The organism is Rufibacter sediminis, from assembly GCF_014269285.1.
Taxonomy (GTDB): domain Bacteria; phylum Bacteroidota; class Bacteroidia; order Cytophagales; family Hymenobacteraceae; genus Nibribacter; species Nibribacter sediminis.
The window spans coordinates 74,508-95,529 of the sequence record NZ_JACOAF010000022.1 but is presented as its reverse complement, the minus strand read 5'-3'; the positions used below and the strand labels follow the sequence as shown (position 1 = coordinate 95,529).

17 protein-coding genes are annotated in these 21,022 nt (G+C 51.8%); 12 read left to right on the top strand and 5 right to left on the bottom strand.

Translation table 11 applies throughout. The features are described from left to right. The first annotated feature begins 36 nt into the window (after positions 1–36). The 7 genes from H7U12_RS09600 to H7U12_RS09570 all read left to right on the top strand — a co-directional run bounded on the left by H7U12_RS09600 (position 37) and on the right by H7U12_RS09570 (position 7,425). Complete coding sequence (locus H7U12_RS09600) at positions 37–690, top strand: LolA family protein (protein ID WP_186636633.1); 654 nt, start codon at positions 37–39, stop codon at positions 688–690. 205 nt (positions 691–895) lie between these two features. After that, positions 896–1,726: an orotidine-5'-phosphate decarboxylase gene (pyrF, locus tag H7U12_RS09595; protein ID WP_186636631.1), complete on the top strand. Its 831-nt coding sequence runs from the start codon at positions 896–898 to the stop codon at positions 1,724–1,726. Between the two features lie 141 nt (positions 1,727–1,867). Continuing rightward, entirely contained in the window at positions 1,868–3,169 is a 1,302-nt protein-coding gene (locus tag H7U12_RS09590) for a DUF2851 family protein (RefSeq protein WP_186636629.1), read from the top strand. After that, entirely contained in the window at positions 3,166–4,461 is a 1,296-nt protein-coding gene (locus H7U12_RS09585) for a hypothetical protein (RefSeq protein WP_186636617.1), read from the top strand. The genes H7U12_RS09590 and H7U12_RS09585 overlap by 4 nt, the downstream gene beginning before the upstream one ends. Positions 4,462–4,622: 161 nt before the next feature. Continuing rightward, positions 4,623–5,255: a NeuD/PglB/VioB family sugar acetyltransferase gene (locus tag H7U12_RS09580; RefSeq protein ID WP_186636614.1), complete on the top strand. Its 633-nt coding sequence runs from the start codon at positions 4,623–4,625 to the stop codon at positions 5,253–5,255. A 198-nt stretch (positions 5,256–5,453) separates the two neighbouring features. Further along, the gene (gene trhO, locus H7U12_RS09575; protein WP_186636609.1) at positions 5,454–6,422 is read left to right on the top strand and encodes an oxygen-dependent tRNA uridine(34) hydroxylase TrhO; all 969 of its coding nucleotides are present in this window, start codon (positions 5,454–5,456) and stop codon (positions 6,420–6,422) included. 139 nt (positions 6,423–6,561) lie between these two features. Then, the gene (locus H7U12_RS09570; protein ID WP_186636607.1) at positions 6,562–7,425 is read left to right on the top strand and encodes a nucleoside phosphorylase; all 864 of its coding nucleotides are present in this window, start codon (positions 6,562–6,564) and stop codon (positions 7,423–7,425) included. 91 nt (positions 7,426–7,516) lie between these two features. Here the strand turns inward: H7U12_RS09570 and H7U12_RS09565 are convergent, their stop codons facing one another. Together H7U12_RS09565 and H7U12_RS09560 are read right to left on the bottom strand one after the other, a co-directional pair. Continuing rightward, on the bottom strand, positions 7,517–7,819 hold the full coding sequence (locus H7U12_RS09565) for a hypothetical protein (RefSeq protein WP_186636606.1): 303 nt from the start codon (positions 7,817–7,819) through the stop codon (positions 7,517–7,519). A 154-nt stretch (positions 7,820–7,973) separates the two neighbouring features. Beyond that, a complete protein-coding gene (locus H7U12_RS09560; protein ID WP_186636605.1) occupies positions 7,974–8,993 on the bottom strand; it encodes an acyl-CoA reductase in 1,020 nt (339 codons plus the stop codon). Between the two features lie 124 nt (positions 8,994–9,117). Here H7U12_RS09560 and H7U12_RS09555 point away from each other — a divergent pair, with 124 nt between their 5' ends. The 3 genes from H7U12_RS09555 (at position 9,118) to H7U12_RS09545 (ending at position 14,338) form a co-directional block, all read left to right on the top strand. Then, complete coding sequence (locus H7U12_RS09555; protein ID WP_186636604.1) at positions 9,118–9,465, top strand: 4Fe-4S binding protein; 348 nt, start codon at positions 9,118–9,120, stop codon at positions 9,463–9,465. Positions 9,466–10,126: 661 nt separating this feature from the next. Continuing rightward, entirely contained in the window at positions 10,127–11,410 is a 1,284-nt protein-coding gene (locus tag H7U12_RS09550) for a hypothetical protein (RefSeq protein WP_186636603.1), read from the top strand. A gap of 294 nt (positions 11,411–11,704) precedes the next feature. Beyond that, complete coding sequence (locus H7U12_RS09545; protein WP_186637023.1) at positions 11,705–14,338, top strand: valine--tRNA ligase; 2,634 nt, start codon at positions 11,705–11,707, stop codon at positions 14,336–14,338. A 401-nt stretch (positions 14,339–14,739) separates the two neighbouring features. Here H7U12_RS09545 and H7U12_RS09540 read toward each other — a convergent pair whose 3' ends face one another. The 3 genes from H7U12_RS09540 to H7U12_RS09530 form a co-directional block, all read right to left on the bottom strand. After that, positions 14,740–15,282 (bottom strand): hypothetical protein, encoded by a 543-nt coding sequence (locus H7U12_RS09540; RefSeq protein ID WP_186636602.1) that lies wholly within the window; start codon positions 15,280–15,282, stop codon positions 14,740–14,742. A 213-nt stretch (positions 15,283–15,495) separates the two neighbouring features. Beyond that, positions 15,496–16,866: a dihydrolipoamide acetyltransferase family protein gene (locus H7U12_RS09535; protein ID WP_186636601.1), complete on the bottom strand. Its 1,371-nt coding sequence runs from the start codon at positions 16,864–16,866 to the stop codon at positions 15,496–15,498. A 164-nt stretch (positions 16,867–17,030) separates the two neighbouring features. Continuing rightward, complete coding sequence (locus H7U12_RS09530) at positions 17,031–18,293, bottom strand: competence/damage-inducible protein A (RefSeq protein WP_186636600.1); 1,263 nt, start codon at positions 18,291–18,293, stop codon at positions 17,031–17,033. A gap of 72 nt (positions 18,294–18,365) precedes the next feature. On the opposite strand from H7U12_RS09530, the gene H7U12_RS09525 reads away from it, so the two are divergent. Together H7U12_RS09525 and H7U12_RS09520 are read left to right on the top strand one after the other, a co-directional pair. Further along, positions 18,366–19,109, top strand: a complete 744-nt coding sequence (locus tag H7U12_RS09525) for a DUF4197 domain-containing protein (RefSeq protein ID WP_186636597.1) — start codon at positions 18,366–18,368, stop codon at positions 19,107–19,109. 387 nt (positions 19,110–19,496) lie between these two features. Then, positions 19,497–20,777 carry an erythromycin esterase family protein gene (locus H7U12_RS09520; protein ID WP_186636594.1) on the top strand — a complete coding sequence of 427 codons (1,281 nt, stop codon included), beginning with the start codon at positions 19,497–19,499 and terminating at the stop codon, positions 20,775–20,777. Positions 20,778–21,022: the final 245 nt, after the last annotated feature.

The window sequence follows — 21,022 nt, the reverse complement described above, 5'->3', positions numbered from 1 at the left end:
CTATTACTTGCAGTTATCTAACGTAAAAACAGACCCATGAAACGATACTTCTCACTTCTTCTCGCGCTCTTGACCGTGGTTCAGCTGAGCCAGGCCCAAAACGTGCAGAAAGACCCGCAGGCCGAAAAGATCCTGGATGCCATGAGCAAAAAATACCAGGCCATGAACGCGTTCAAAGTCGGGTTCACCCAGACCATTGAAAGCCCATCGGCCAAGGCCAAGGAATCCATGAACGGCGACATCACCGTCTCCGGCAACAAATATTTTCTGTCCGTGGCCGGGCAGGAGATCATCAACAACGGCGCCACCATCTGGACCATCATGAAAAAGGAGAACGAGGTCACTATCTCTGACAATGACCCCGATGAGCAGGAGATGACGCCCAACCAGATCTACAACCTCTACAAAAAAGGCTACCGCTACGTGTATGCCGGGGAGGAGAAAGAAGGCGGCGATGCCGTGCACGTAATCGACCTCACTCCAGACGACCGGGACAATCAGGTGTTCAAGGTGCGGCTGCACATCAGCAAAAAGGATAACTCTTTGAAGTCCTGGAAGATGTTCCGCAAGAACGGGAACCGGTACACCTACAAGATCAACAAATTCACCGCGAATCCGCCGGTAGACGCCAACACCTTCGTCTTCAACCGGACCAAGTACAAAGGCTTGAAAATTGTTGATTTGCGCTAGATAATTGACGTAACAGAGCGTCTGAGGAAGGCTCCCGCTGAAAAGAGGGAGCCTTCTTTGTTTTAAGGCCTTTTTGCGGAAAACAGCCTTAAAACAGATGCGGTGAAGTCCACTTTGGGAGAGGATGGGTCGTGCCATTTTTTGCCTGTTTTCCCCAAAACAATCCGAAAACAAATTAGCTTTGTAGCAAATTCAGTACCGCCTCATGACCAGACAAGAACTTTTTGAACAGATCCAGCGCAAGCGTTCCTACCTATGCATTGGGTTAGATACCGACATCAAGAAAATTCCGCCGCACCTGCTCCAGCTGGAAGATCCCCTCTTTGAGTTCAACCGCCAGATCATTGAGGCGACCTCTGATCTGTGCGTGGCCTACAAGCCCAACATCGCCTTCTATGAAGCCCACGGCCCCAAAGGCTGGGTGAGTCTGGAGCGGACCCTGAGCGTAATTCCGCCGGATGTGTTCACCATCGCCGATGCCAAGCGCGGCGACATCGGGAACACGTCTGAGCTGTACGCGCGCGCCTTCTTTGACCAACTGAGCTTTGATTCCCTGACAGTGGCCCCCTACATGGGCGTGGATTCCGTGACGCCTTTCCTGCAGTTCCCTAACAAGTGGGTGATTCTGCTGGCGCTCACCTCCAACCCCGGGCATGAGGATTTCCAGCTGCTGAGCGTGGTGTCTGAGGGCAAATCCTACTTTATGTTTGAGAAAGTGATCCAGAACAGCCAGGCTTGGGGCTCCGCCGATATCATGATGTACGTGATTGGCGCCACTCGCCATGATTACATTGAACGCGTTCGGGCATTAGCGCCCGATCATTTCCTGCTGGTACCGGGCGTAGGTGCGCAGGGAGGTAACCTGGAGGAAGTCTCCCGCTTCGGGATGAACCGCCAGTGCGGTCTGCTGGTGAACTCGGCCCGCCAGATTATCTATGCCTCGCAGGGCGAAGATTTCGCGGAGAAAGCCCGGGCCGCCGCTTTGGCCGTGCAGCAGGAGATGGAACGCTACCTGAACGAATATCTGCCCCAATAAGCGGTGCCGCCGCTGAGAAGAGAAATATAGAACCGCTTTAGGTCTATTTTCTAGAAATCTGCTTAAAACCAGAGGATTACAGAACAGCCTTTCGGGTCTTCCTGCGTATGTACAGGAAACTTGAAAGGCTGTTCTGGTTCTATGAAAGAGGATTTTCTGCACTACGTCTGGCAATACCAATACTTCCTCAAAGAGCACCTGCAAACCACCGAAGGCGAGGCGTTGATCATCCTGCACCCCGGTTTCTACAACCGCTCAGATGCCGGCCCCGATTTCTTCAATGCCCGCCTAAAGATAGGAGAAACCGAATGGGTGGGCAGCGTGGAACTACACCTCAAAACCTCTGACTGGCGCCGCCACCAACACCAGCTAGACGCCAAGTACAACCAGGTGGTGCTGCACGTAGTCTGGGAAAACGATGAAGAAGTGCAACGGGAGGAGGGAACGCTTCTGCCTACGCTGGAATTAGCCGGGCGCGTGGCGCTGCCCCTGCAAGCCCAATACCAGGAACTGCTCTGGAGCAAAGACGTGCTCCCCTGCGCCTCCCAGGCCGATCGGGTAGAAGTGGTCTACAAATCTGCCATGCTGGACCGGACTTTACTGGAGCGGCTGGAGCTAAAAGCCGATGTGATTCTGGAGCGCCTCCAGCAGAACCGGCAAGACTGGGAAAGCACCGTCTATCAGACGCTGGCGGCAGGGTTTGGGTTTAAAATCAACCAGGAAGGGTTTTTGCAACTCACCCAGGTGTTACCGTGGAGCCTGGTCAAGAAGTACAGAAACTCTCCAAAGCAGTTGGAGGCACTCGCCTTTGGACAGTCTGGCCTGCTGGATCTGGAGAGCGAAGAATCTCAAGATGAGTATCTGATCCGTTTGAGGAAAGAGCACCGCTATTTAGCCCAGAAGCATTCTCTCTCCAATCCAGTGCCTAAAAGCGTCTGGAATTATCTTCGGCTTAGGCCCGCGAATTTCCCGGCGGTCCGGTTGGGGCAATGGCTGGCCGTGCTTCAGGCGCAGGCGCATCTCTGGTCTGGAATGGCGGCTTGTGAAACCAGAGAAGAATATTTCAGTTTCTTTCGGCAAACGCCGCCTCTGTATTGGCAGGAACATTACGCGCCGGGGAAAACATCGGCGCAGCCGCTTTCCAGAATAGGAGATGAAAGTATTCAAGGGCTTCTGATTAACGTAGTGGCGCCGCTGCTGGTCGCCTATAGCCGCCGCATGGATAATCCGGCTTTTCAGGAGAAAGCCGTGGAACTTCTGGAGCGCCTCCGGCCGGAACAGAACAAAGTCACGCGCCTGTACACCGGTCTGGGATTCCCCAACAACACGGCCGCCGATGCCCAGGCCTTGCTGGGACTTTACCAAACCTACTGCACTCCCCGGAAATGCGTACATTGCGTCATCGGGCACCGCCTGATGAAACAGAACTTAGCTCCTGCATGAACCTGCTGAACTGGCTGCACCTCCCGGTTTTCTTTCTTTTCGTTTACCTGCTCTGGACTCAGGCCCGGCAAACTCCAGCCCTGCGCCCGTTCTTTTGGCCTGCTTTGTTCTTGAAACTTAGTGCGGGAATTTTGATTGGGATCATTTATCGCCATTATTTCTCTGGAGGCGATACTTGGGAATACCATGCACAAACAATCAAGGTAGTACAGACTTCCCGGCAAGATCCAGAGCAATACCTACGTTTGCTGGTTTTCAACGAAAAAGGCGAGATCCCAATAGGTTTCTCCAAATGGGCAGATTACTCCAACTCGTTTTTCTTTATAAAGCTGTTGAGCTTATTCTATTTTCTCACAGGTAATTCTTATTGGTTCAGTGGCTTGTATTTGTCTCTGTTTAGTTTCTGGGGAGGCTGGTTTCTGGTGGCGAAGGTGCAGACGTATTATTCCAGGTACGGAATTGCGGCGGCCATTGCTTTTTTGTTTTTCCCCTCGGTGGTGTTCTGGACCAGCGGGGTTTCAAAAGATAGTGTGTTCATGGGCAGTCTTTGCCTTACAGTAGGGTTGCTGCTCCGGCTTTACAAATCCGCCAAACCTACAGAGGGCGTAACTAATTTCCTCCTTTTACTGCCGTGTGTGTATCTGCTCTGGCGCATCAAGTTTTTCCTGGCAGCGGTACTCCTGGTGTTGGTAGGAGCCCTACTTTTGGCTAAATGGCTGGCTAGGTGCATTCCGCTTTTCCGATCTGCCAGCAGACAAGGGCTGCTCTGGTTGGGAATGCTGGGGATAGGGGCCTTTGTCGCTTCCTTTGCTCATCCCACCTTCAACCTAAACTTCTTCGCGCGGCATATCCTTTGGAATTATCGGAATCTTACTGCCAAAACGGACATAACCAAACCTCACCTGGAGTTCCCGGACTTGCAGCCTGATCTGTTTTCTGTGTTGTTCCACGCTCCAGAAGCCGTGATGCAGATGCTGTTCAGACCGTATGTCTGGGAAGCTGCGCCTTTGTTCTATAAAGCGGTAGCAGTGGAGAACCTGTTCCTGGTCCTGTTGGTGCTTATCACCCTTATTTATTTGATCCGTAAACGGAAAGTGCCTGCGCTTCCGGCGTTCGTGGCCGTGCTGCTGGTTTTCTTCTGTATCTCGGCGGTGCTCGTGACGCTGCCAACGCCCAATCTGGGATCGTTGCACCGGTACCGGGCACCTCTGCTGCCGTTCCTGTTTCTGGTGGTGCTGGCCTGGGGACCCGTTCCGGGGTGGCTGCAGCGGTGGTCCAAAAGCCGGGGCTAACCTATTCCGTTTTCTTTGACTATTTTTGCAGGCGCATCTGTTTTACGCCTCTTTCTCAGAAACAAAGCTTAAAACAGAAGTAGCCTTCTGTTCAAGAGGAAAGTGCCATCGGCTTTCAAAAAGAATCCGGGGCAAGACATTCATTAACCGTTAAGAAGCTTATGCAAAATCCCGTAATCATATTAGGTGCCCAGGAATTGGGCGTATTGGCGTTAGATGCCTTCCAGAGCAACGACGTGGTGGTGTATTGTTTTTTGGATGATCAGGTGGCCTTGCAGCAGAAAGAGGTGAACGAGATCACTGTCATGGGCAACACCGAAGACGAGAACATTCTGAAGCTCCTGGGCAAGAAATGCGACGTGTTTGTGGCCGCCGAGGACAATGCCGCCCGCAAGAGCCTAACCAACATGCTCAAGGAAGACTACAAAGTAGTGCCGGTGAACGCCATCCATAAATTCAGCTATGTCTCTGAGCACGCCTGGCTGGGCCACGGGAACTTCATCCAGGCCGGAGCCATTATTAATCCCAACGCGAAAGTAGGTGATAACTGCATCATTGGCGCGCGCGCGGTGGTAGATGCCAATGCCGTGTTGGATAGCCATGTGCAACTGGGAGCCGGAGCCATGGTCAACTCCGGGGTGACCATTGCCGAGGGAGCCTTCATTGGCACCGGAGCAGTAATTGTGTCTGGTGTGAAGATTGGAAAGAACGCCCGCGTGGGAGCCGGAGCCGTGGTCGTGGCCGATGTTGCTGCCAAGCAAACCGTCTTCGGGAACCCGGCCAAACCTGTTTAAGCAGGACGAGAGACACTGGATTTTAGAAGTTAGATTTAGACTCCAGACTCAGAACTCAGGACTGACAAAGGTCATTTTCCGTTTTGGGGGTGTTTTCCTAATTTTGCACCAAATCTGAAAAGCTGTTGTTGCCAGTAGCACATCAGCACCTTGAACCATCAGCACATTAACCACACACTTAGTCTGAAACTAAGCCGTATGAAAAAGTACAGTATCTTACTCTATTACCATTATACCAAGATTGAAGACCCCGAGCTGTTCCGCGAGGAGCACCATTTGCTGTGTCTCAAACTGAATTTGTTAGGCCGCATCATTGTGGCGCCCGAAGGACTGAACGGAACGGTGTCTGGCCTGGTGGAAGACTGCGAGGCGTACATGGCCGCCGTGCAGGCGGATCCTCGGTTTGAGGGCATTGACTTCAAGGTAGACTACGCCGAGGAACACGCCTTCACCAAGCTGCACGTGCGCCACAAACCCGAGATTGTACATGCCGGTTTGCGCAACATCGACCCAACCGAGCGTACCGGTGTGCATCTGTCGCCACAGGAGTTCAGGGAGATGAAAGACCAGGAAGACGTGGTGGTGCTGGATGTGCGCTCAGATTATGAGCACAGCATGGGCAAGTTCAAAAACGCCGTGACCTTGGACATCGAGAATTTCCGGGAGTTCCCGGAGAAGATTGATGAGCTGAAGGAGAAGTACGAGGGCAAGAAAATCCTGACGTACTGCACCGGCGGTATTAAGTGCGAGAAAGCGAGCGCGTTCCTGCTGGAGAAAGGCTTCGAGAACGTGTACCAGCTGCACGGTGGTATCATCAAGTACGGCATGGAAGCCGGCGGCGAAGACTTCGAGGGCAAATGTTATGTCTTTGATAACCGCGTAGCCGTGGATGTGAACAAAGTGAACCCGGTGGTGATTTCCCGCTGCCACGTGTGTGAAACGCCATCGGCTAGGATGGTGAACTGCGCCAACCCGCACTGCAACCTGCACGTGCCCATCTGCGAGAGCTGCGGCACCAAGATGGACGGTGCCTGCTCCACCACCTGCCAGGAACACCCCGATAAACGCCCGTACGACGGCACCGGCTATTACCAGAAGAACACGAACGGTTATAACCCGTACAAAGGCTTGAACCGCCGCAAGACGGAGCAACCAAAGGCCGTTTAAACAAGAAGCATATCCATGAGAAAGCGCCGCTTGTTGCTGTAAGGCAAGGAGCTGGCGCTTTTTTATACCTTTAAAATAAAGCGACTGCCCGTAAAGGCGGTTGTTTCTGACTTTTGTCCCAACCAAAAACTATGAAGCTATGGCGCGTATTCCTGAGTCTGAATTGATTTTGAACCCCGATGGCAGCATTTACCACCTGAACCTGTTGCCTGAGCAGATTTCTGATACCATCATCACCGTGGGCGACCAGGACCGCGTGGCTCGGGTGAGCCGCTATTTTGATTCCATAGAGGTACAGGTGGCCAAGCGGGAGTTTGTGACCCACACGGGCTACTACAAAGGCAAGCGCATCTCGGTGGTGTCCACCGGCATCGGGACGGATAACATTGACATCGTCATGAACGAGCTGGACGCCCTGGTGAACATCGATTTCATGAGCCGCGAAGCCCTGGAGCCGGAAGACCGCATCGCGCTGAAGATCGTCCGGATTGGTACCTCCGGGGCGTTGCAGGAGGATGTGCCGCTGGGCAGTCACCTGGCCACCGAATACGCGCTGGGCCTGGACACGCTCATGCAGTTTTACCCGCTCATGGAAACCGGTTACGAGACCGAGATTGCCGTGAACATGCAACTGGCGCTGGGCACGGGCTTTTTGCCGTACTGCGCCAAAGGTTCAGACATCCTGCGCGAGCAGATCGGGTTTGATATGATCCACGGCAACACCATCACGTGCCCGGGGTTCTACGCGCCGCAGGGCCGCTTGCTGCGTTTACAGCCTAAAATTGAAGAAGTGATCCAAAAACTGAGCGCGTTTCGGTTTGAGGAGGTGCGGTTCACCAACTTTGAGATGGAGACGGCCGGTATTTACAGCCTGGGCCGCTTGCTGGGCCACGAGGTACTTTCTCTGAACGCCATTGTGGCCAACCGCATCAGCCACCAGTTCGCGCAGAATGCAGATCAAACAATTGATGACTTGATCGTGAAGGTTTTAGACCGGATTTAGTCAAAACACCCTATAAACAGAAAAGGCCTTTGGTGTGAACCAAAGGCCTTTTTCATGTACTCGGCACGAAGACCGTTCTCAGGCAAAGTCTCTAGAAGAACTCCACTCCCAGAATAGAGGTGGTGGGCATGGTCACGCCTGACTTAATGGCGGTGAACTCCTTGTCGGCTTGCCAGATGGTGGTCTGCATCCGCAGGATTTCGCCGGAAGCTACCTGAAACGTGATTTCAACTTTTCCTTGGTAGCCGTTGCCCAGTCGGCTGGCTCTTTCCAGATCATGTTGGCGTTTTACTCTAGCATCTTTATCCTGCAGGACATCTTCATGCCCGAAATGTAATTGTGGAATGTGTTCCTTCTCAATCAGCTGGTAATGAAGCACGGTTTTGTTTTCCATGGTACGCGTGTTTGTTGTTAGTCGGTAGACCAATGAAGTAAGAATTTCTTACCTATACAAACGGTATTTAACACAATAAGTCTACCCAAAAACAGTTAATTGAGCCCGAAATGGTGTTTTAAGGCTGTTTTAGGGAAAACGGCCCCAAAATAAATTACAGGCGCTGCAGGAAAGCCATGGTGTCTACGCCATCGGCGTAATCGCTCACGGACGGGCACTGGGCCTGCCCGAAGGCGTAGCTGTTGGGCCACACGGCTTCTTTGGAAACCACGCACTGGAGTTTCTCCTGCACCGCTTCCAGCTTCTGCTCCAGGTCCCGGTCATCGGCATACGTTTCATAGAACAGCACCGAAATAGGGGAGACCAGTTGCTCGCTCTGGGTCACCATCAGGAAACCGTTGTCCAGGTGCGGCACGCCATTCACCAGATAGATAGACTTGTTGTAGTCGTAGTTGTTCTGGTATTTGTGGTGGTTCACCACCTCTTTCTTGTACTCCATCGCCTCAAAGAACGGCGTGAAGTCATAGCCGCTGGGCACGAAGGCCTTGGCCACGTTTCGGCAACCCAGTCCGTAATACCGCAGGATGTCATCACCCAAAGCCGTCAGTTCTTCCTTCGTCTCTTTGCCGGTGAGCACGGCCACGCTGGTGCGGTTCTTTCTGATGATGTGCGGGCGTTTGGCAAAGTAATACTCAAAGTAGCGGGCCGTGTTGTCTGATCCCGTGGCGATGATCGCATCTGACTCCTTCAGCATCATCACCAGCTGGATCTGCTCCTGAAAACCGGGTTCAATTTCCGTCAGTTTAGTTAAGAGGTGCGGCAGCAGGAACGGGTCATCTGAGCTGGGTTTGGCTTGCAGAATGTGCCCGGTGATGAGAATACACAGCGCATCATGGAAACCTACGGCCGGAATGTTGCCCGCCATCACCACGCCTACTTTTTTGGGGGCTTCGTTCACCTGCGGCAAATTATACTGCGCCACCCAGGCTTCCAGCTGATCTTTCTCCAGCATGCCGGCAATGCCTTCCAGCGCCGCTGAAACATTAGGGAGGTCAAAGAAGTTATTATGCTGACCCGCGCGCCGGGCCAGGTATTCGCGCTCCTCTTGCGGCAGTTGCCGCAGGTAATCGCCTAATTGTATGAATGCGGAAAGTCTGTTTTCTAAAGTTAACATGAAGGGGTAACAGTGGAAGCGTGAGAAACGTTTGATACAATGCGCGCTACGTATTACTTTTGCGCGCAGGATGGCGTACCTATATCTGGTGCAAAATTACTAAAAAGAAACAGGAGATACGATTATGGCGATAATGATCACGGATGAGTGTATCAACTGCGGCGCATGTGAGCCGGAGTGCCCCAACACGGCCATCTACGAAGGTGGCGTTCAGTGGACGTGGGGAGATGGTACCTCGCTGACCAAAGTGGAAATTGACGGTGGAGAAACGGTAGACGGCAAAGCCCCGCAACCGCCCATCTCTGACGAATTCTATTATATAGTCTCTGACAAGTGCACCGAGTGCTGCGGTTTCCACGAGGAGCCCCAGTGCGCCGCCGTCTGCCCCGTAGACTGCTGCGTAGATGACCCGGATTACCGCGAGACCGAGGAAGCCTTGTTAGCTAAAAAAGAGTGGCTGCACGCCAGCTAATCTTTCCAGACATGCTATTCAGGAAACCCGCCTCGTGCGGGTTTTTTTGTTGCCGGGCTGTTTTAGGGCCGATTTCTGCAATACAGAGGCAAAACGCAACGGTGTAAATCATTATCTGGCTTTTCAGCCTTGCAAGGTCAAAGGATGAAATTGTGGTTTGCTAGAAAAATGTATTCTAGCGGTTCTTGTCCAGCAGACCGCCTCTCTACATACTGGGAACTGAGTGGCAGTTTCTGAACCCGTAGTTTGTAGCTAAGCAAAGCCCCTTTGTGACCCAGGAAATGACTTGCTCATTGACTTCATCGTGCCTCAGAATCTCATTGAGTACGTAATGAGCCGGTACCTACAGATGCTACTCCGCACCGCAGACTAAATCAGCATTTGCCATTCTGTAGAGACATGGAGGATATATGTTATAAGGAGATTAGGTGCTAAGACAGGATGTTTAGTATCGTTTTGTAAAATGCTAAGCAACATTTTATAAATAATTATAATGTGTATATAATGAAGATTTTAATTAATAATGGCGAGATAAATAATTAATTGAAAGATCTATTTATAAAAATATTTTTTAATTTTAGTATTAATTTTTTGGTGGTACTTTAGAAAAACGATATTTAATAGTAATTGGAAAATAAACATTATTTATAAAATTATAGCAATGTTCTTTAAAATTAAATTGGCTTCGGTTAATGCATTAATTAGTATAGTGTTATTGATATTTGTATGTCTGTCATGTCAGCCTGATGAGCCTGAACTTGATATTGAAAAAATTGAAGCAGTATTGGAGTTGTTTCCTGCTCAGAAAATAGGTGTGTCTGAAGCTACAGTTGGTTTTAGTGTTGAAACAAAAGGAAATGAAATTTTTGAATATGGAATTGTTTGGGATGTTGCGCCATCTCCTAATACAAATGGGAATCACAAAACAAGCAAGGGGGTATGTGCTACTAGTTGTTTTACTGAAGTAAACATAGAAGGATTGCAGCCCGGTAGAACTTACTATTATAAGGGATATGTCATCACTAACCTCGGGATTACTTATTCTAACGAACTTACCTTTACAACTACCGAAGCACTTTGGAATCAGGAAGCAAATTTCCCGGGTGGGGGACGAATGCTTGGAGTTGCGTTCTCCATCGGGGATAAAGGATATCTAGGGTTAGGCATGGGAGAAGGAAACACTTTCTTAAAAGATTTCTGGGAATTTAATCCAGAGACTAGATCATGGACCCGAAAGGCTGATTTTCCTGGCGGCATTAGGATAGGTGCAGTTGGATTTGCTATAAATGGAAAGGGTTATGTAGGAACAGGATTGAATGGCAATTATGAAGGGACATCAGATTTTTGGGAATACAACCCTACAAGTGATGCTTGGGTAAGAAAAGCCGATTATAGAGGGGGAACAATTGAGTATGCTTCAGGATTTGGGATTGGTGGAAAAGGATATGTTGGTGTTGGTATGAGAAGATCTATGGGCATACACGTCAAAGAATTTTTTGAGTATTCTCCTGCAAGCAACACATGGACCCAACTTCCTGATTTTCCTGGTGTATCTGTCGATAACTGCTTCAATTTTGTAATAAATGGAAAGGGGTATATAGGGATTGGACAACTTTCTTCAGGGGGCATCACTAAACAGTTTTGGGAATTTGATCCTGTTCACAATGCCTGGACACCTAAAAAAGATTATGCAGGTAACGCACGTTATTACTCAACTGGCTTTGCATTGAACGGAAAAGGGTATACGTGTTCTGGTAGATACGGCGGCAATGAGATGTTAGAATATAACCCCACCTCAAATGAATGGAAGCAAATGCCAGATTTTAAAGGGAATTCACGTGAAGGATTGTCAAGTTTCGTAATTAAAGACCAGGCCTTTATAGGAGTGGGAAGTACAGGGTTTTCCTATTTATCAGATATATGGAGATTTAAAATGCATCAATGAGTTTATTTGATTTCAAGAAGTCCTTGCTAACAACTACTCCAGAGTAATCCAAACCTATGGGCTTTTTTCTCTAAAGCTTCGGGCGTATCTAAGCTTACCTGTTTTCAACGTACTACCCTACTCGCAGCATTTCAATTCTGTTTTCTCAAAAAACAGCCCAAAACACAAACCATCCCAGACCCGCACTTCCGTGCGTACCAAAACTATTTGCTATTTTTGCTTTTCAACTGTGGTGTTGCATCAGGCAGTAAACGAATACGTGCTACCTGATACGCATTACCTGATACGTACATGATGTCGATTCCGAAGACCTATAACCCCAAAGAAGTAGAAGACAAGTGGTACGCCACCTGGCTGGAGCGCGGCTTTTTCAAGTCCAAACCGAACCCTAGAAAGCAGCCGTACACCGTGGTGATTCCGCCGCCCAACGTAACGGGCGTGCTGCACATGGGCCACATGCTCAACAACACCATCCAAGATGTGCTGGTGCGCCGCGCCCGTATGCAAGGCAAAGAGGCTTGCTGGGTACCAGGTACGGACCACGCTTCTATCGCCACGGAGGCTAGGGTAGTAGCCATGCTCAAGGAAAAAGGCATCAGCAAAAGTGACCTTACCCGCGAGGAGTTCCTGCAACACGCCTTCGAGTGGAAAGAGAAATACGGCGGCATCATTCTGGAGCAGCTGAAGAAACTGGGTGCTTCCTGCGACTGGGATCGTACCCGTTTCACCATGGAACCCGCCCTAACCGATGCCGTCATCCAGGTATTCGTGGATTTGTACCGCAAAGGCCAGATTTACCGTGGCGTACGCATGGTGAACTGGGACCCGCAAGGCATGACTGCGCTCTCTGACGAGGAAGTAAACTTCAAGCAGGTAAACGGCAAACTGTACTACCTGCGCTACGCGATAGAAGGTTCTGACGAGGTACTGACGGTTGCCACCAAACGCCCCGAGACCATCATGGGTGACGTGGCCATCTGCGTGCACCCCGAAGACGAACGTTACAAGCATTTGGCAGGCCAGAAAGCCATCATTCCGCTCGTGAACCGTGCCATTCCAATCATCTTTGACGAGTACGTAGACCGCGAGTTCGGGACGGGAGTGTTGAAAGTGACTCCGGCCCACGACATCAATGACTACGAACTGGGCGTGAAGCACAACCTGCCCAGCATTGACGTGCTCAACGACAACGGAACCATCCATGAGCGTGCCGGCCTCTACGTAGGCGAAGACCGTTTTGTGGTGCGTAAGAAAATCACGAAGGACCTGGATGCCCAGGGTCTGCTAGAGAAAGTGGAAGACTCCGTTTCTAACGTAGGTTTCTCTGAGCGTACCGATGCCGTGATTGAGCCGAAGCTGTCTATGCAGTGGTGGTGCAAAATGGACCAGATGGCCAAACCTGCGCTGGAGAACGTGATGAACGACACCATCAAGCTGCACCCGGCCAAGTTCAAGAACATGTACCGTTCTTGGATGGAGAACGTGCACGACTGGTGTATCTCGCGCCAATTGTGGTGGGGACAGCAGATCCCGGCCTACTACCTGCCCGATGGCACGTTTGTAGTAGCCCGCACCGCCGAGGAAGCCCTGGAGGAAGCCCGCACCAAAACCGGAAACCCAGAACTGCAATTAACCGACTTGCGTCAGGACGAGGACGTGCTGGATACCTGGTTTTCTTCGTGGCTGTGGCCTATCTCCGTGTTTGACGGTTTCAAAGACCCGGATAACGCCGATATCCTGTACTATTACCCTACCAATGACCTGGTAACGGCCCCTGAGATTCTGTTCTTCTGGGTAGCGCGTATGATCATGGCTGGCTATGAGTTCCGCAAAGAACTGCCGTTCCAAAATGTGTACCTCACCGGTATCGTGCGTGACGCGCAAGGCCGCAAAATGTCTAAGTCACTAGGTAACTCGCCAGACCCGCTGTTGCTGATTGAGCAGTACGGCGCCGATGGCGTTCGCGCGGGCATGCTTTTCAGTTCACCAGCTGGTAATGACCTGCTGTTTGATGAGAAACTCTGCGAGCAGGGCCGTAACTTCAGCAACAAAATCTGGAACGCCTTCCGCTTGATCAACGGCTGGGAAGTAGACGAAACTTTGCCAAACCCGAACGAGAAAACCATCAAGTGGTTTGACTCTAAGTTCAACGAGGCGCTGAACGTGCTGGAAGACCACTTTGACAAGTTCCGGATTTCGGATGCCCTGCTCACGGTCTACAAACTGGTGTGGGACGATTTCTGCTCCAACTACCTGGAGATGATTAAACCCGCTTTCGGTTCACCGATTGATGCGGCGACGTTGCAGGCCACGAACGAGTTCCTGGAGAAACTGATGAAGGTGCTGCACCCGTTCATGCCGTTCATCACCGAGGAAATCTGGAACACCATGAAAGAACGTGCGCCTAAAGATTGCCTGGTGGTGGCCACTTGGCCAGAGAAAGGCAGAATTGAGGCAGATTTGCTAAAACAGACCGAATACGTACTCAACGTGGTAGGCCAGATCCGGAACCAGCGGAACAGCAAGAACATCTCTCCGGCCAAAAAGCTGGCGCTCTATGTGCGCTTGGCCGAAGGCAAAAGCGCCATCGCTGGTTATGAGACCCTAGTAAGCAAACTGGCGAACCTCTCTGAGATTCAGGAAACCGAACAGCCGCTGGACAACGCCTTGTCCTTCGTGGTAGAAAGCGCCGAGTTCTTCATCCCGATGGAGGGCAACATTGACGCCGCCGCCGAGCGCGAACGCATCCTCAAGGAACTGGACTACACCAAAGGCTTCCTGGCCTCCGTAGACAAAAAGCTGAGTAACGAACGCTTCGTAGCCGGTGCTCCAGAGGCCGTCATTGGCGCTGAACGCAAGAAACGTTCCGATGCCGAAGCCAAAATCGCCGCCCTGGAACAAAGCCTGGCCGCTTTACCCGCTGAATAGTAAGTGAGAATCTGATATAAACACAAAAACGGCTGCCCTGATTAGGGCAGCCGTTTTTGTGTTTATATCAAATGAATTGCTGGCGCGAGTCTCCAGACTCGTGCCTGTAGATGATGGGTAGTCTCCAGACTACCCTCGCTGCACTAGCAGCGAAATTAGGATTGCTGATCTTCTGCAAGGTCATCTCTAAAGTAGCAGAAAGGCACGGAAGTAACTTCCGCGCCAACAATCCATTAGACATAAGATAACCCTGCTCGTGGTTCCCGGCGAGTCTGGAGACTCGCAGCATCCTGTGTCACGAGACTGGAGTCTCGTGACAGTTAGTTTCTTAACCTGTGAGGTTTACTAAGACTCACAGGTTTGCGTTTCTGGTCTCTTTTCCTGAAAACAGGCCCAAAACGCTACAAAGAGGAAGTATCCAGTTTTGTCCAGGTGATGGTGCCGTTGTTCACGGCGTAGCGCAGGAGCAGATAACCGCCGTTGTGGCCGTCTTCAAAGTAGGCGAGGGCGTGCCGGTCGTTGAGGATGCGGACGTCCTGGATGGCCATGGTGCCGCCCATGGTTCCCGAGGCGGTGAGCAGGCTTTTCTGCTTGCGCATGAGGTCGTTCATCAAATCAGCTTCGGGGTTTTTGAGGCCTTTCTTTTTTAACCGCGTCACGTCTCCCTCATTTAAGGTCCCAATTTCCTCCTCAAAGGACGTGGATTCAGGAGGCGTTACTTTCTCTACGGTTTCCGGAGTCTCTGGCGCGGGGCTCTCCGGTTGCGAGGAAGACAGCGTATCCATGGGCGCGGGCTGGGTGTAGCGCATGATCTGTTGTTCCAGGCTGGTAATTTTCTCATTGGCCATGGCCAGTTGACTTTCGGCTTGGTTGTTTCTCCAATAGAAGAAGATGGCCAGGAACAGCAGAAATGCGATCAGAAGCAGGAGTAGGGCGTTTTTCATAGTTGGTGAAATGTCGGGGCGGCTGAAGCCTTGGTAAGATAAAGCTTTTACTATATTCTGGGGAGGTGAGTTGTCTATTTCTGTTTACAGGCCATTTTCGCCAAAACAGCCCTAAAACGGAGCCCGCAAAAAAGCCCCTCCTGTGCGGGAGAGGCTTTCCTGGTAGAAGAGATCATTTTCAAATCTCCTCATCTTCAAATCTTCTAATTAAGTTTAGATGCTGGTGTTCGGGTCGAAGGCTTCCAGGTAATCCGCTACGCGGCGCACGAACATGCCACCCAGGGAACCATCCACCACGCGGTGGTCATAGCTGTGCGACAGGAACATGAACTGCCGGATGCCAATCAGGTCCCCCTCCGGCGTTTCAATCACGGCTGGTTTCTTCTTGATCGCGCCCACGGCCATGATGGCGACCTGCGGCTGCATGATGATGGGCGTACCCATCACGTTCCCGAAAGAACCCACGTTAGACACGGTGTAGGTAGGGTCGGCTAAATCAGCCGGGGTTAATTTATTGATGCGGGCCCGGTTGGCCAGATCGTTCAGGCGTTTGGAGATGCCGTTCAGGTTCATCTGGTCGGCGTTATGGATCACGGGCACAATCAGGTTACCGGAAGGCAGCGCCACAGCCACTCCGATGTTGATGTCGCGCTTCTTGATGATTCTGTCACCGTCTACGCTCACGTTGATCATCGGGAAGTCTTTGATAGCTTTCACGATGGCTTCAATGAAGATAGGCGTAAAGGTGAGGTTCTCGCCTTCGCGTTTTTTGTAAGCGTCTTTGGTTTTGTTCCGCCAGTTCACAATGTTGGTCACATCGGCTTCTACAAACGAGGTCACGTGCGGAGAGATACGCTTGCTGTCCACCATTCGCTGGGAGATCATCTTGCGCATGCGGTCCATCTCGATGATTTCCACGTTGCCGCTGTAGGACTGAGCCGGAGCGGTAGAAACCTGAGCCGCCGGCGCAACAGGAGCTGCCTGCGGTTGTGGTGCGGTTTGTGGCGCAGCAGCCTGAGGAGCCGGAGCCTGTTGAGAAGCGGCAGCTGGAGCGACGTTTTCTGAGCGATTGGCCACGTAATCCAGAATATCTTTCTTAGACACGCGTCCTTCTTTGCCGGTACCCGGTATGTATTCCAACTCCTGCATGGAAATGCCTTCCTCGCGGGCGATGTTCAACACCAACGGTGAGTAGAACCGGCCCGAGGCAGGTTGCTCTAACCGCTGAGATGTTTGCGCTACGGCCTGAGCGGCTTCTGCCGGTTGAGCAGCGGCCTGTTCCGTTACCGGAGCGGCAGGAGCTGCTTCCGTTGCGGGGGCAGCAGAAATTGGCTGCTCATCGCCTCCGGTGCTGATGATGGCAATAGGAGCCCCTACGGCTACTACCTGGCCTTCCTGCACCAGAATCTCTTTCAGTACCCCGCCCTGGATGGCTGGCACTTCGGTGTCAACTTTGTCAGTGGCTACTTCCAGCACAGATTCGTCTTGCTCAATGGTGTCGCCCACTTGCTTTAACCATTTCAGCACGGTGCCTTCCATGATACTTTCGCCCATTTTGGGCATCACCATTTCTACAAGAGCCATATGTATGCGTATGTCAGTTTTAGGGTTATTGGGATACGAGTACCGCAGTCAGGCGGAGGGTGCCGGTACGTACAATGTTACAGAAAAACCACGAATGATTTCTGCAAAGCCGCCACAGTTTCCGGTGAACCTAACTGTTGTTAGGCAAATTTAGGCTTTTTTACTTATTCCTCAACCCGGCGGCGCAAACTTTGCCGCACAAGATCCAGGACTTGCAGGGTGGTGTACTCCATATTGAGCAGACGCGTCTTGTTGTAGTTGATCTTGCGGGCAATGGTTTGGTGGGCATCGGCGTAGGCGATCCAGATGGTGCCCACGGGCTTCTCGGGCGTGCCGCCGTCTGGCCCAGCAATGCCGCTGGTGGAAATCCCGATGTCGGTTTTCAGGAGGCGGCGCACGCCTTGGGCCATGGCTTTCACTGTCTCCTCGCTCACGGCTCCGTGGGTCTCCAAGGTTTCTGAGGACACGCCCAGTTGCACCTTTTTGACGTCATTGCTGTACGCCACCACGCTGCCCGTAAAATAGGCCGAACTGCCAGGGACGCTAGTCAGTTTATGGGCCACCAGGCCGCCGGTGCAGCTCTCGGCGGTGGAGATGGTGAGGTTACGCTCTTTCAGCAGCTGGCCAATGGCTTCTTCCAGGGTGACTTCGCCAAAGGCAAAGATATTGTCGGGCAGGAGGGCGGCTAAGGCGTCTATGCGCTCTTGCATTTGGGCTTCCAGGACCGGCTGGTTATCAGAAAAACCGGTGAGGCGCAGGCGCACGCCGGCTAAATAAGGTAGGTAGGCCAGCTTGAGGTTAGGCGGCAGGGTGTCTTCCCAATCGGCAATTTTCTCGGCTAAGAAAGATTCTCCAATGCCAATGGTCTGCACCACTTTGTGCATGATCTGCGGCAGCTGGAAATGCTGTTGCAAAAAGGGAAGGACCGTGTCGGTGACCATCCGCTTCATCTCAAACGGCACGCCCGGCATGGACACAATGACGGTGTCCTGCTCCTGGAACAACATGCCCGGCGCGGTGCCCAGCACATTCCGGACGGGCGTGCAGGAAGCGGGCAGAAACGCCTGTTGCCGGTTTACCTCCAGCATGGGGCGGTTATACTTCCGGAAAATATCCTCCACGTCATCCAAAGAAGGCTGATGCAGTTGCAACTCGGTGTTGAAGTAGCGGGTTAGCGTGTGCTTGGTGAGATCGTCTTTGGTAGGGCCCAGACCACCGGTAATCAGCACCACATCCACTCGGGAGATGGCTTGAGTCAGGGCCTCGCAGATGGCGTCTGGGTTGTCAGAGATGCTGGTGATTTGCTTCACCCGGATGCCGGTTTTCCCTAGTTCTTGGCCCAGCCAGGCCGAGTTGGTGTCCACCACCTGACCGTACAGCAGCTCATCCCCAATGGTCATGATCTCTGCCGATATTTCCTTTTTCATTTATTTGGCTTGATTTATGCGAATACCTTCCTGACCTTTCCTTGATCAAAATTACTACACATGTACGCACGTATGAAGAAACTAGTCTCCCCCTTATTTGTTTTGGGCGGCTTCATTTTAATCGGGTTCACTTCCTGCACCACCGCTCAGGTACAACAAGCCCTGGGCGGGGTCATGCAGCAAACCGGGCAAACGGGACAAACCGGAACTTTAACCCAGTCTGAGGTGGCTTCTGGTCTGAAACAAGCGCTGTCGCAGGGCATCAACAAAGGTACGGCGCAGGCTTCCCAAACTGATGGTTTCTATAAAAACAGCCTCATTCGGATTCCTTTTCCGCCGGATGTGCAGCGCGTGGAGAACACTTTGCGTTCCATCGGGCTGGGTTCCGAAGTGGATAAATTTATCCTGACGCTCAACCGCGGGGCCGAGGACGCGGCCAAAAGTGCGGCCCCCATCTTCCTGAACGCCATCAAGCAGCTCACCTTCAACGATGTATGGAACATTCTGCGCGGCGAGAAAGATGCGGCTACCCAGTTCCTGAAAAGAACCACCACCAGCCAGCTGACCTCGGCGTTCAGCCCCATCATGAAGCAGTCTCTGGACAAAGTGAGTGCCACCAAGTACTACTCTGATCTGGTGAACCGCTACAACAAAATACCGCTGGTGAAAAAAGCCGATCCTAATCTGGAGTCATACGCCACCCAGCGCGCCATTGACGGCCTGTTCACCCTGGTAGCCCAGGAGGAAGCCAACATTAGAGAGAACCCCATCGCGCGCACTACAGAACTGCTTAAGCGGGTGTTCGGCTCTAATTAACCAGTTGTAATAAACCAATAGAAACGAGGCAGCTGTACCGGGTATGGCTGCCTCGTTTTGTTTGCTCTTTTGCGAAATAAGGCCAAAAACGTGGAGCAGCCTATGTTGCCGGTTTATTCTGGTAGAGCAGCGGTCTGTCAAATCATTCGGCCTGAAATCTGAAGAAATGGAAGCCGCGTTCTATCACGCCGGGAGTGGAGCCAATCGGAAATAGTGACACGTGCCAGACGTGGCAGGCAGAAGTTCGCTGTAATTTTATTATTCTAAGACACGCTTTTTGGGGACGGATCCTTTTGGCCTTTTTTTGAAAAAATAGGCTAAAAACGGGCAAACTTTTAAAAGCGATGCGGGGTAAAAGGCAGGGAGTTCATTTTTCCCTCAAATTCCATGACCTATTCAAAACTGCCGTACCACCGGCTGGAGAACAAAGCTGATTTAGATGTTCTGCTGGAGGATATTGGAGACGCCCGCATTGTAATGCTAGGGGAGGCCTCACACGGCACCTCTGAGTATTACTCCTGGCGGACGGCCATCTCCAAGCGCCTCATAGAAGAGAAAGGCTTTACCTTCATTGCGGTGGAAGGCGATTGGCCTGACTGCTACCAAATCAACAAGTTCATACGCGGGTACTGCAAACCCGGCACCAAAGTGTCTGACGTGCTCAAGCATTTCAACCGCTGGCCCACCTGGATGTGGGGCAACTGGGAAGTGGCGGCTTTGGTGGAATGGCTCAAAGAAAACAACGATCGGCCGAACACAAACAAAATCGGTTTCTACGGTTTGGATGTGTACAGTCTCTGGGACTCTCTGAACCAGATCATGAAGTACCTGGAGAAGAAAGACGGGCACGCCGTGAAAGCCGCCAAAGAAGCCTTCAAATGTTTTGAGCCCTACAGCTCAGATCCGCAGGAATACGCCCGCGCCGTGGCCTATGTCTCTGAAGACTGCGAAGACGAAGTCATTTCCATGTTGCAGGAGCTGGGCAAACGCGAACAAGGCGAACCGGCCAACCCCGAGGCAGTTTTCGATGCGGAGCAGAACGCCCTGGTGGCGGTAAACGCTGAGCGCTACTACAAAGCCATGGTCCGCGGCGGCGGCAATTCCTGGAACGTGCGCGACGGCCACATGATGGAGACGCTCAACCGCCTGCTGGAATTCCACGGCCCCGATTCCAAAGCCATCATCTGGGAGCACAACACCCACGTGGGGGATGCACGCTTTACTGACATGGCCCGCGCCGGCATGGTGAACATCGGGCAACTGGCCCGCGAGCAGTACGGCCGCGAAAACGTGTACCTGGCGGGCTTCGGTTCCTACGAAGGTTCCGTGATTGCCGGTGACTCCTGGGGCGCGCCCATGAAGAAAATGGAAGTGCCGCCCGCCCGCAAAGGTTCCTGGGAAGACTGGCTGCACAACTTGGGAGCTACTGACAAGCTCTTGCTTTCCAGAGAACTCCGCGAGATCTCCGAGGTGAAGCAACAGATTGATCACCGGGCCATTGGCGTGGTGTACGACCCTAACCGCGAGAAGTACGGCAATTACGTGCCCACCATCATCCCGGAACGCTATGACGCCTTTTTATACCTGGACGAGACCGAGGCGCTTCGGCCGTTCATCGTCAAAACCAAGGAGAAAGAGCCGCCAGAGATGTATCCGGCCAACGAATAAACAAATTGGTTCTGAAGCTGTTTTAATTAAAAGAGTATTAGCGCCATCTTACTACATATATGGGAAAGCCACCGGTTAGGTGGCTTTTTTCAGTTTAGGCGTTTTGGGGTTGTTTTGGTAAAACAGGCTTAAAATGTAGGGGCAATCCCTTGTGGTTGCCCTATTATGCACGAGTGCAAAATGCTGAAAGGGCAACTATGGCGCGGATTTACTTCCGTGACTTCCCTCTACTTTCCAAAAGGCAC